This window comes from Stenotrophomonas sp. 05N37 (assembly GCF_056397365.1).
In genome coordinates this window covers 292,995-304,582 of the sequence record NZ_JBFTNG010000005.1, presented here as the reverse complement: position 1 = coordinate 304,582, position 11,588 = coordinate 292,995, and the positions used below count along the sequence as shown (strand labels likewise).

Below are 11,588 nucleotides of genomic sequence, written 5' to 3'. Positions count from 1 at the left end.
CTCGTCAGCTTCCTCGCATGGCGCTGATCGCTACTTCGAGGGAAAGGCACTGGATCTGGCCATCGCCAGCGAAACGGGAGACGCCAAGGAGATACGGCGACTCATGAAAGACGAGGGCGTGGATCCCGACGTAGCGTTTTCAAAGCGCGAAGGTATTCCGTTGCTCGCCTGGCCGCTACGCGCACAGAGTCTTGAAGGCTTGCGCGCGATGCTGGAAAGCGGCGCAGACCCGAACGCGCGTCGGGTAAGGCAACTGCAAGGAAAGCCATACCGCGATGACAATGCCATGGTTTATGCGGCCCAGCTGAAAGACCCGCGCTACCTCCGCCTCCTTTTGGAGCACGGCGGAGACCCGAATACCCGGAATGCGGACAACGAAACGTTGCTCCTCCAAGCGTTCCTCAGCGGCAACCAATGGGAGAACGTCCAGCTCCTTGTCGAGGGCGGGGCCGATGTAAATTTGGGCAGTAGTTACCGGGATGACACCGTACTCAGCTGGTACACCAAGCGTGGCGGATTCAAACACGCCTACTGGCTGCTGGAACACGGGGCGGACCCCACCATCAAAACAGGGCTGTTCACCGATCCCGTCGAGTCACAGCGCCAACTGATGGTCGAAGCCATCTACTGGGAAATCACCTCGCCCGACCTGCTGCCCTGGCAGAAAAAATGCCAGCAACGGCTGATCGCACGCAATATCCCGCGGCCGCCCATGCCCGAGCACATCCGCAGGAAGCGCGAAGCCTTCAACTTCCCCAGCAAGGAAGAAGACATCCCGCTGCTGTGACCCGCCTGCCTTGAACGGGCACGCCTTGCAGTCAGCCGCCCAGCAGGTGGCTGCCCGGATGCACATGCATCCGCACCCGCGAGGCCACGCACTCGATCCGGAACTGCCGGGCCTGTACCGGCTCGCCGTCGAGGTTCAGCGTGATCGGAGCCTCGGCATGGATCTCCACCCACGGCGCACGGGTACGCTCGGCAACCTGCTCCAGCGCCCCCTGCTTGCCGCCCTTGAGCAGCGCGCCAATGGTGGAGGCGACTTCGCCGGTGAGTTCGGGGATCACGGTGACATCCAGCAACCCGTCATCGATCACGGCATCCGGGCACAGCACCTGGCCACCCCCGGCCTGTCGGCCGTTGCCGATGCCCAGCGCAATGAAGCCGCCTTCCCAGTCGAAGTCCGGGGTGTGCAGGCGCGCGCGGATCGGGTCGATCCGGCCCAGTCGCGAGATGCCGGTGACCAGGTAAGCCAGCCCGCCGAGCACCTTCTTCAGGCCCTCGTCGGTCTCCACGGTGACTTCGGTGCCGAAGCCGCCGCTGGCCACGTTGGCACACCACCAACGCTTGCCGTCGGCATCGATGTTGAGCAGGTCGATCGGGCGGGCGGGATGCTGCTCGATGAGGTCCAGCGCCTCCAACGGATCGACCGGGATGCCGGCCGCGGTGGCGAAGTCGTTGGCGGTGCCCAGCGGTACCAGCCCCAGCGACGGCAGCGCGTCGGCGGGCTCGGGACGGTGCGCGAGGGTCTCGGCCACTTCGCTCAGGGTGCCGTCGCCGCCGGCGGCGATGATGGTGTCCACGCCGTGTTCGATCGCCTCGGCCACGTAGCGCTCGGCATCCCCGTCCTCCCAGGTCACCCGGACCTCCAGCTGCACCCCACGCTCGCGCAGGGCGTGCACGGCTTCGCGCAGGTCCACGTTGCCGGTGGACTTGCCGTTGAGGATCAAACGCCAGTGGGGACTACGCATGCAGCTCGGCCAAGGCAGGGGGAAGCGCAGGCTATCAGCGCGCACCGTGGCGCCCGGTGAACGTCATCAAACGGTCATCGGGCCGCCGGAGAATGGAAGGCCATAGCAGGGACGATGGATGGAGGCAGGATCAGCCTCCGAGTATTCCCAGGGCCGCATCCGTGAGGGTGCGGCCTTTTTTTTGAGCGGCGATGCGCGCAGCCGGGCAACGGTCGGCTCTACGGGTGCTCAGCCTTCGGCGAAGGCCCGCAAGGCCTCGCCGTCCATCCGGTAAACCGTCCACTCGCTCTGCGGCTTCGCACCGGCCGCCTCATAGAACCGGATCGCCGGTTCGTTCCAGTCCAGCACCGACCACTCGAAGCGGCCGCAGCCTTCGGCCACGGCGATGCGCGCGATGTGCTGCAGCAGCGCCTTGCCTGCCCCGCTGCCGCGGCTGGCCGGGCTGACGTAGAGGTCTTCGAGGTAGATGCCGTTGCGGCCCAGCCAGGTGGAGTAATTGTAGAAATACACCGCGTAGCCGATGGCCACGCCGTCGGCTTCGCAGATCAGGGCATGGGCCTTGGCCTCCGGCCCGAACAGGCTCGCGCGGATGCCGGCCTCGTCGGTCTGTACCGAGGACTCGGCCTTCTCATAGATCGCCAGTTCACGGATGAAGCGCAGGATCAGCGCCGCATCGGCGGCGGTGGCCACGCGGATGTTCACAGTGGCCACCGACATGGCTCAGGCCCTCGCCTGGGCGACGTTGTGGCGCATCTGCGCGATCACGTCCTGGTAGCTGGTCTTGGCGTTGAAGATCGCCGAGCCGGCCACGAAGGCGTCGGCACCGGCGGCGGCGATCGCGCCGATGTTGTCGGCCTTCACGCCGCCGTCGATTTCCAGGCGGATGTCCTTGCCGCTGGCATCGATCTTCTTGCGGACCGCACGCAGCTTGTCCAGCGCCGAGGGGATGAAGGCCTGGCCGCCGAAGCCCGGATTGACCGACATGATCAGCACCAGGTCCAGGTCGTCCAGCACCCAGTCCAGGATGTCCACCGGGGTGGCCGGGTTGAGCACCACGCCCGGCTTGCAGCCCAACGAGCGGATCAGCTGGATGGTGCGGTGCACGTGGCGGGAGGCCTCGGGGTGGAAGCTGATGTAGGTGGCCCCGGCCTCGGCGAAGTCCGGGATGATGCGGTCCACCGGCTCGACCATCAGGTGCACGTCGATCGGCGCGGTCACGCCGTGCTTGCGCAGCGCCTGGCAGACCATCGGGCCGATGGTCAGGTTGGGCACGTAATGGTTGTCCATCACATCGAAGTGCACCCAGTCCGCACCGGCGGCGAGCACGTTGTCCACTTCCTCGCCCAGGCGGGCGAAATCGGCGGACAGGATGGAGGGGGCGATGATGCAGTTGGACATGGCCGGGGCCTTCAGTACTTGGAAAGGGGGGCCGCGCGCGCTCAGCGCTTGCGCAGGGTCTTGATGCGGTCGTAGGCGGCGTTGAGCTGGCGCGACTTGCGCTCGGCCTGCTGGCGCAGTTCCGGGGCGGCGCCGACCACCTTGTCGGGGTGGTACTGGGAGATCAGCCGGCGGTAGGCCAGGTCGACCTCGGCATCGGTCGCCTCGGAGGTGAGCCCCAGCTCCCGGTAGGGGTTTTCCTTGTTCAGGCGGAACCAGTCGGCGTCGAAGGCATGCCCGATCAGCAGGCCGACCACGGCACCGAACAGCGGATTGGGCCTGAACAGCAGGGCCCCGGCGATGAATCCGAGCAGTTTTCCGTACCAGCGCATGGTCGTCTGGGCGGCCGTGGCAACAAAGGAGCCCCATTTTACGTCACAGCGGCCCCAACCCGCTTTACACTAGGCCGCCCGCTGTCTGTGCGGGCCCTCAGGGTCCCCTGGACAGCTGTCATGACGAAGCCCCAGGAGTGCCCGTGCCGACCACGTTGTTGCAATCCGATCTCCCCGGCCTGCCCTTGCGCCATCGCGGCAAGGTGCGTGATGTTTTTGACATTCCGCGCGACCGGCTGCCCGCCGGCACTCCGCCGGGGGACTACCTGCTGATGGTCGCGACCGACCGTCTGTCGGCCTTCGACGTGGTGCTGCCCGATCCGATCCCCGGCAAGGGCGAAATGCTCTGCCAGGTCTCGAACTTCTGGTTCGCCAAGACCGCGCACCTGATGCCCAACCACCTGACCGGCATCGACGTGGCCAGCGTGCTGCCCGACGGCGTCGACCCGGCGCTGTACGCCAAGCGCGCGGTGGTCACCCGCAAGCTCAAGCCGGTACCGGTGGAGGCGATCGCCCGCGGCTACCTGATCGGCAGCGGCTGGAAGGACTACCAGCGCACCGGCAAGGTCAGCGGCATCGACCTGCCCGATGGCCTGCGCCAGGCCGAGCAGCTGCCCGAGCCGATCTTCACCCCGTCGACCAAGGCCGCCGTGGGCGACCATGATGAGAACATCGATTTCGATGCGATGGTCAAGGCGGTGGGCGCGGACCTGGCCGAGCGCGTGCGCGATGCCACCCTGCGCATCTACAAGTTCGCCGCCGACTACGCCCGCGAACGCGGCATCCTGCTGGCAGACACCAAGTTCGAGTTCGGCACCGATGCCGACGGCCGCCTGTACATCATGGACGAGATGCTGACCCCGGACTCCTCGCGCTACTGGCCGGCCGACGAATACGAGGTGGGCACCAGCCCGCCGAGTTACGACAAGCAGTTCGTGCGCGACTACCTGGAGACGCTGGACTGGGGCAAGACCGCCCCGGGCCCGTCCATCCCGGCGGAGATCATCGAGCGTACCCGCGCCAAGTACGCCGAGGCGCTGCAGCGTCTGGCCGGGATCTCGGTCGACTGATTCGCCTGCACCCCCGGCGGTGATGGCAGGGGGTCCTGGCGTAGAGTCGCCCGTGGGTCGACTGCCGGGGCCGTGAGTCGCCTATCGCGTGCAGCGCGATGGGTATCGTCTGGGCGAGGAGCAGCCGACCAACGGTCGGCTCTACCCGCCGGGGCGGTATGCTGTGCCGATTCCTGGGAGGGAACATGACCACCACCACCGTTGCGCGCCCGATCGACCGCTACTTCGCCAGTTATTCCGACGATCACCGCAATGCGCTCAACCAGCGCATCCACGTGGTGGCGGTGCCGGCGATCCTGTGGTCGGTGGTGGCGCTGCTGTGGTGCCTGCCGCCGCTGATCACCTGGTTCCAGAACGGGATCTGGGCGGGGTTTGCCATGTTTGCCGCATGGTGTTTCTACAACAAGCTCTCACGCCCACTGGGCATCGGCATGCTGGTGCTGTTGTTCGTGTTCGGCTGCCTGTGCCGCCTGCTGGAGGCCGAAATCGGCCTGCAGAAGTTGTTCTGGCTGGCCATCGGCGTGTTCGTGGTGGCCTGGATCGCCCAGTTCATCGGCCACAAGCATGAGGGGCGCAAGCCGAGTTTCCTCACCGACCTGACCTACCTGCTGATCGGGCCGGCCTGGGTCGTGGCCAAGCTGTATCGCCGGATGGGCGTGCCCTACTGAGGGTGCCGTGCCGCCCACCGGGCGGCGCACGCGTCATTTTTCCTGAACGAGATGGATGCTCACCGGCACGCGACGCCGGAGCGTCCAGCATGGCCGTGGCCGGGCCTCCGCATGCATCCGGCGTTCATCTTCGTGCTGGCGTTCAGCCCCCGTGGTTGCTGGCTTCGGGGTACACCGAGGGGCCAGATCCGGCAAAGTCCCGCAACCGGTTCCATACGCCCCCATGCGGTCTCGAATGGGGGCGATACGAGGGCTGAAAAAATGAATCACGCACGTTACATGCAATTGGTGGCGTATTCGGGTGTATCGGCAGCAATTGACTGCCTGTTAGACTGAACGACCTGCTCGCGAATCCCGTATTCCCTGCATGAATCCCAGCCTGCTCCTGCTACTTGCCCTGCCCTTCCTGATGGCGGTGGCCGTGGCGTCATTCCGCCGCACCTCCCGCTCCACGGCCGCCTGGTTGGCCGCGGCCGCCCCGTTGGGCGGGCTGGCGCTGTTGGCCACGATGACCCCCGAGGTCCTTGCCGGCAGGGTCGTAAGCAGTTTCGGCCAATGGCTGCCGCAGATCGGGCTGGCCTTCTCGCTGCGCCTGGACGGCCTGGCCTGGATGTTCGCCGGCATGGTGCTGGCGATCGGCGCGCTGGTGGTGATGTACGCGCACTACTACCTCAGCCCGCGCGACAGCGCCCATCGCTTCTACTGCTACCTGCTGCTGTTCATGGGCGCCATGCTGGGCATGGTGCTGTCGGGCAACCTGCTGCTGCTGATGGTGTTCTGGGAAATGACCAGCATCAGCTCGTTCCTGCTGATCGGCTTCTGGTCGCACCGCCAGGACGCCCGCGAAGGCGCGCGGATGGCGCTGGTGGTGACCGGTGGCGGTGGCCTGGCCCTGCTCGGCGGCGTGCTGCTGATCGGCCGCATCGTCGGCAGTTTCGAACTGGACGCGGTGCTGGCCGCCGGTGACACGATCCGGGCCAGTGCGCTCTACCCCTACGCGCTGTTCCTGGTGCTGGCCGGCATCTTCACCAAGAGCGCGCAGTTCCCGTTCCACTTCTGGTTGCCGCAGGCGATGGCCGCGCCGACCCCGGTCTCGGCCTACCTGCACTCGGCCACGATGGTCAAAGCCGGCGTGTTCCTGCTGGCGCGCCTGCATCCGGCCCTGGCCGGTACCGACCTGTTTTTCTACACGGTCAGCGGCATCGGCGCGATCACCCTGCTGATCGGCGCCTGGAACGCGATCTTCCAGCACGACCTCAAGGGCCTGCTGGCGTATTCGACGATCTCCCACCTGGGCCTGATCACGATGCTGTTCGGGCTGTCCACGCCGATGGCGGTGGTGGCCGGCGTGTTCCACATCCTCAACCACGCCACCTTCAAGGCCTCGCTGTTCATGGCAGCGGGCATCATCGACCACGAAACGGGCACCCGCGACATGCGCAAGCTGGGCGGGCTGCGCCGGTTGATGCCGTTCACCAGCACGCTGGCGATCATCGCCTCGCTGGCGATGGCCGGCATCCCGCTGCTCAACGGCTTCCTGTCCAAGGAGATGCTGTTCGCCGAGGCGCTGGACGCCGGCGGCCCGGAAACCATGCGCCTGGCCATGTCCATCGCCGCGCTGCTGGCCGGCGTGTTCGGCGTGGCCTATAGCCTGCGCTTCGTGCACGACACCTTCTTCGGCAAGGGGCCACACGACCTGGACCGGGTACCGCATGAGCCGCCGCGCTGGATGAAGGTGCCGGTGGAAGTGCTGGTGGTGGTGTGCGTGGCGGTCGGGGTGGCGCCGGCGATCACCATTGCCCCGGTGCTGCACGCCGCCGCATCCTCGATCCTGGGCACGGCGATGCCGGCCTACAGCCTGTCGGTGTGGCATGGCTTCAACATGCCGCTGATGATGAGCCTCGCCGGCGTCGTGGGCGGCGTCGCGCTGTACTTCGGGCTGCGCCGCCTGATCGACCTGCATGCCGTGGTGACCCGTGCGATCGGGCGCAACATCTTCCACAGGCAACTGGACCTGGTGTTCGGCTTCGCCCACCGGCTGACCCAGGCGCTGGCCAACGGCAGCCTGCAGCGCATGCTGATGGCCTTGGTGGTGGTGGCGATCATCGTCGCGCTGGCCCCGTTCGTGGCCAACCCGGGGTCGCCGAACTGGCCGTCGCCGCAACCGCTGCCACTGCTGGGCTGGACCCTGTGGCTGGTGATGATGGCCTGCGCGGTCAGTGCCCTGTTCGTGTATCGGCAGCGCCTGCTGGCGGTGCTGGTGATGGGGGGCGTGGGGCTGATGGTGTCGCTTACCTTCGTCTTCCTGTCCGCCCCCGACCTGGCCCTGACCCAGCTGCTGGTAGAGATGGTCGCGCTGGTGTTGATGCTGCTGGGCATGAACTACCTGCCCACCCAGTCGCCGCCGGAGCATTCGCGCTGGCGCAAGCGCCGCGACGCGCTGATCGCGGTGATCGGCGGCGGCGGCCTGGCCGCCCTGGCGTATACGGCGATGACGCTGCCGCCCAATACGATGGCCGGCGAGCTGGTCGCCCGTGCGTTGCCCGAGGCCTATGGCCAGAACGTGGTCAACGTGATCCTGGTCGACTTCCGCGGCTTCGATACCTTCGGCGAGATCACCGTGTTCGGCATCGCCGCGCTGGTGGTGCACGCGATGCTGCGGCGTTCGCGGATGGCGCCGGAGCAGATCATGCCGGGCCCGCCGATCAAGCTGCCGGTGCCGGCCGATCTGGCCCAGATCATGTTCCCGCTCACCCTCACCGTGTCGATCTTCCTGTTCCTGCGCGGCCACAACGCGCCCGGTGGCGGCTTCATCGCCGGCCTGGTGCTGGCCGTGCCGCTGCTGATCCAGTACGTCATCCAGGGCACCACCTCGGTGGAGTCGCGGTTCGGCTTCGACTACATCCGCTGCATCGGTGCCGGCCTGCTGATCGCGATCGTCAGCGGCAGCGCGTCGATGCTGTTCGGGGTGCCGTTCCTGACCAGCGGCCACCTGGACCTGCATATCCCGCTGATCGGCGAGGTCCCGCTGGCCAGCGCGATCGGCTTCGACACCGGCGTGTACCTGGTGGTGTTCGGCGGGGCGATGCTGATCCTGTCGATGATGGGCACGATCAAGCCCTCGCGCACCCGCAACGCCCGCAAGGGCGAGATCGATCCCAACCGTCGTTCGGCAGAAACCGGGGAGATGCACTGATGGAACTGGCCCTGGCAAGCGCGATCGGCATATTGAGCGCGATCGGCATCTACCTGCTGCTGCGTGCGCGCACCTTCGACGTCATCCTTGGCATGACCTTCCTGTCCTATGCCACCAACCTGCTGATCTTCGCCGGTGGGCGCCTGGTAACCGGCAAGGCGCCGGTGCTGCGCGAGGGCATCGACAGCGACCTGGGCAACTACACCGACCCGCTGCCGCAGGCGCTGGTGCTGACGGCGATCGTGATCGCCTTTGCGATGACCGCGGTGAGCATCGTGCTGGCCATGCGCAGCCGCAGCGACAACCATAGCGACCACGTCGACGCGCACGAAGAAGAGGCCGACGACGCCCCCGCCGATACCGCGCCGGGCCGGGAGGGTGGCGCATGAACCATGCGGTGATCCTGCCGATCCTGATTCCGTTGTTCGGCGCGGCCTGTTCGCTGTTCGTCGAGCATCGCCGCTATGGCCCCAGGGTGCAGCGCAGCGTGGCCTGGACCACGCTAACCGCGCTGGCGGCGGCGGTGGCCCTGCTGTTCGCCCAGACTGCCGATGGCAGCATCGCGGTGTACCTGCTGGGCGACTGGCCGGCACGGCTGGGCATCGCGCTGGTGGCCGACCGGCTGTCGGCATGGATGCTGGTCACCACCCTGCTGCTGGCCATCCCGTGCCTGCTGCATGCGTGCTCGGGCTGGGACCGGCGCGCGCCGCACTTCCATGCGCTGTTCCAGTTCCAGCTGGTCGGCCTCAACGGTGCCTTCCTGACCGGCGACATCTTCAACCTGTTCGTGTTCTTCGAGGTGATGCTGATCGCCTCCTACGGCCTGCTGCTCAGTGGCGGGCGCGGCCTGCGCATGCGCATCGGCCTGCATTACGTGGTGTTCAACGTCACCGCCTCGACCCTGTTCCTGATCGCCCTCGGCCTGCTGTATGCCTCGCTGGGATCGCTCAACATGGCCGAGCTGTCCCAGCGCATCGCCGAGGTGCCGGCCTCGCACCTGGTGCTGGTCAAGGCGACCATGGGCCTGTTGCTGCTGGTGTTCTGCAGCAAGGCGGCGCTGATGCCGTTGTACCTGTGGCTGCCCGAGGCCTATGCGCGCGCGCCGGCCGCGGTGGCCGCGTTGTTCGCGATCATGACCAAGGTCGGCCTGTATGCGGTGCTGCGGGTGAGCACGCTGTGGTTCGGCGAGGGCGCCGGCCCGATGGCCGGCTACGGCAGCGACTGGCTGCTGTGGGCCGGCGTGGCCACCCTGGTGCTGGGCGGGCTGGGCGTGCTGGCCGCCGCGCGCCTGCGGGTGATGATTTCCTACCTGGTGGTGGTGTCGGCGGCGACGCTGTTCATCGCCTTCGCCGTGCGTACCCCGCAGGTGCTGTCGGCGGGGCTGTATTACCTGCCCCACAGCACCTTCGTGGCCGCCGCGCTGTTCCTGATCGCCGACCTGATCCGCCGCCGCCGCGGCGGGGCCAGCGACAGGAAGGAAATCATCGCGCCGATGCCTGGCAAGCAGACGCCCGCCGTGCTGTTCCTGATCGGGGCGGTGGCCGTGGCCGGCCTGCCCCCGCTGTCCGGGTTCCTGGCCAAGGCCGCGCTGCTGGCCGGGATGCCGGCGCAGTACACCGCCGTAGTCTGGACGGTGGTGCTGGGCAGCAGCCTGATGGTGATCGTGGGCCTCACCCGCGGCGGCATCCGCCTGTTCTGGCGCGTGCCGGTGCAGGAAGAAGGCGTACCGCCGCCACGCAAGGCACCGACCCGCACCGTCGAACTGTTCGCCGCCGCGCTGCTGCTCTGCTACGGCATCGCCATGAGCCTGTTCGCCGGCCCGCTGATGCAGCACACCGATGCGATGGCCAACCAGCTGCTGCATCCCGGCGATTATGTCGGCGAGCTGCGCGCCACCCCGCCGGAGATCCGCCAGCCATGACGCGTACGCCTTCGCTGTACAAGCGCCTGATCCCGTCGCCCTCGTTGAGCGTGATGGTGGTGGCGTTCTGGCTGCTGATGTCCGACAGCTTCACCGTCGGCCAGTTCGTGCTGGGCATGCTGCTGGGCCTGGTGGTGCCGCTGTTCGCCGCGCGCCTGGACCGCGAGTTCGCCCGCATCGGTTCCCTGCGCCCGGTGCCCAAGCTGCTGTTCGTGACGCTGTGGGACATCCTGGCATCCAACATCCGCGTGGCCATCCAGGTTCTCGGGCCGGAGCGTCGCATCCACCCCGGCTTCATCTGGCTGCCGCTGGACATCGCCAACATCCACGGCATCGCCGCGCTCACCAGCATGATCACGCTGACCCCGGGCACGGTATCGGCGGCCCTGTCCGACGACCGCCGCTACCTGCTGGTGCACGTGCTGCACCTGGACGACCCGGACGAGCTGATCGCGCAGATCAAACGCCGTTACGAAGCCCCGCTGATGGAGATCTTCCCATGACCGGTTACACCTTCATCCAGACCACCATGGTGGTGTGCATGCACGTGGTCGGGCTGGCCATGCTGCTGGCCACCTGGCGCCTGCTGCGCGGCCCGACCGTGCCCGACCGCATCCTGGCGCTGGACACCCTGTCGGTCACCGCCATTGCCGAGCTGATGCTGTTCGGCATGTACCTCAACTCGGCGGTGTATTTCGAGGCGGCGCTGATCATCGCCATGCTCGGCTTCGGCAGCACCGTGGTGCTGAGCAAGTTCGTGCTGCGCCGGGACATCGTCGAATGATCACCGTCATCCAGATCGTGCTGTCGATCCTGCTGCTGTTCGGCTGCTTCTTCATCCTGGTCGGCGCGCTCGGCCTGGTGAAGCTGTCCACCTTCTTCAAGCGCCTGCACGCACCGACCAAGGCCAGCACGCTCGGCGTGGGCTGTGTGCTGGTCGGCTCGGTCTGCTACCACATCTTCCTGGGCCAGGACCCGCAGCCGCGCGAGCTGTTGATCACCGTGTTCCTGTTCATCACCGCGCCGATCAGCGCGCACATGATGGCCAAGGCAGCGCTGTCGCTGATGATGGAGAAGCGCCCGAGCCTGCCGGGGCATGAGACCGCCAAGGAAGAGCAGTTGCCGCCGCCGCAACCGGACGTCGACCAGGCGCCGTAATGAGGAAGCCAGGTGGATCCCGGACCGGCATCGGATACCCGCCAGGAACCACGTAGAG

At 67.1% G+C, this 11,588-nt stretch carries 13 protein-coding genes; 9 read left to right on the top strand and 4 right to left on the bottom strand.

The features are described from left to right. The coding region (locus tag AC1DGC_RS15675) for an ankyrin repeat domain-containing protein (protein ID WP_478048309.1) at positions 1–787 on the top strand (787 nt) is incomplete at its 5' end. A gap of 31 nt (positions 788–818) precedes the next feature. Here the strand turns inward: AC1DGC_RS15675 and yegS are convergent. From yegS to AC1DGC_RS15655, 4 genes are all read right to left on the bottom strand, one after another. After that, on the bottom strand, positions 819–1,748 hold the full coding sequence (gene yegS / locus AC1DGC_RS15670; RefSeq protein ID WP_259208917.1) for a lipid kinase YegS: 930 nt from the start codon (positions 1,746–1,748) through the stop codon (positions 819–821). Between the two features lie 228 nt (positions 1,749–1,976). Continuing rightward, positions 1,977–2,459, bottom strand: a complete 483-nt coding sequence (locus tag AC1DGC_RS15665) for a GNAT family N-acetyltransferase (RefSeq protein ID WP_394164072.1) — start codon at positions 2,457–2,459, stop codon at positions 1,977–1,979. Between the two features lie 9 nt (positions 2,460–2,468). Then, positions 2,469–3,146 carry a ribulose-phosphate 3-epimerase gene (rpe, locus tag AC1DGC_RS15660; protein ID WP_449335425.1) on the bottom strand — a complete coding sequence of 226 codons (678 nt, stop codon included), beginning with the start codon at positions 3,144–3,146 and terminating at the stop codon, positions 2,469–2,471. Between the two features lie 41 nt (positions 3,147–3,187). Continuing rightward, positions 3,188–3,517, bottom strand: a complete 330-nt coding sequence (locus tag AC1DGC_RS15655; protein ID WP_259208912.1) for a J domain-containing protein — start codon at positions 3,515–3,517, stop codon at positions 3,188–3,190. 143 nt (positions 3,518–3,660) lie between these two features. Here AC1DGC_RS15655 and AC1DGC_RS15650 point away from each other — a divergent pair, with 143 nt between their 5' ends. The 8 genes from AC1DGC_RS15650 (at position 3,661) to AC1DGC_RS15615 (ending at position 11,530) form a co-directional block, all read left to right on the top strand. Then, positions 3,661–4,587, top strand: coding sequence for a phosphoribosylaminoimidazolesuccinocarboxamide synthase (locus tag AC1DGC_RS15650; RefSeq protein ID WP_394163994.1), 927 nt, complete (start codon positions 3,661–3,663; stop codon positions 4,585–4,587). Between the two features lie 185 nt (positions 4,588–4,772). Continuing rightward, positions 4,773–5,255: an Mpo1 family 2-hydroxy fatty acid dioxygenase gene (locus tag AC1DGC_RS15645; RefSeq protein ID WP_259208907.1), complete on the top strand. Its 483-nt coding sequence runs from the start codon at positions 4,773–4,775 to the stop codon at positions 5,253–5,255. 367 nt (positions 5,256–5,622) lie between these two features. Then, a complete protein-coding gene (locus AC1DGC_RS15640) occupies positions 5,623–8,451 on the top strand; it encodes a monovalent cation/H+ antiporter subunit A (RefSeq protein WP_478048308.1) in 2,829 nt (942 codons plus the stop codon). After that, a complete protein-coding gene (locus AC1DGC_RS15635; protein ID WP_259208902.1) occupies positions 8,451–8,840 on the top strand; it encodes a Na+/H+ antiporter subunit C in 390 nt (129 codons plus the stop codon). Before AC1DGC_RS15640 ends, AC1DGC_RS15635 begins: the two co-directional genes overlap by 1 nt. Continuing rightward, positions 8,837–10,372, top strand: coding sequence for a monovalent cation/H+ antiporter subunit D (locus AC1DGC_RS15630; RefSeq protein ID WP_259208900.1), 1,536 nt, complete (start codon positions 8,837–8,839; stop codon positions 10,370–10,372). The genes AC1DGC_RS15635 and AC1DGC_RS15630 overlap by 4 nt, the downstream gene beginning before the upstream one ends. Next, a complete protein-coding gene (locus tag AC1DGC_RS15625) occupies positions 10,369–10,875 on the top strand; it encodes a Na+/H+ antiporter subunit E (protein WP_259208897.1) in 507 nt (168 codons plus the stop codon). Before AC1DGC_RS15630 ends, AC1DGC_RS15625 begins: the two co-directional genes overlap by 4 nt. After that, positions 10,872–11,156, top strand: a complete 285-nt coding sequence (locus AC1DGC_RS15620) for a K+/H+ antiporter subunit F (protein WP_038685776.1) — start codon at positions 10,872–10,874, stop codon at positions 11,154–11,156. The genes AC1DGC_RS15625 and AC1DGC_RS15620 overlap by 4 nt, the downstream gene beginning before the upstream one ends. Further along, entirely contained in the window at positions 11,153–11,530 is a 378-nt protein-coding gene (locus tag AC1DGC_RS15615; protein WP_259208891.1) for a Na+/H+ antiporter subunit G, read from the top strand. The genes AC1DGC_RS15620 and AC1DGC_RS15615 overlap by 4 nt, the downstream gene beginning before the upstream one ends. The last annotated feature ends 58 nt before the right edge of the window (positions 11,531–11,588 follow it).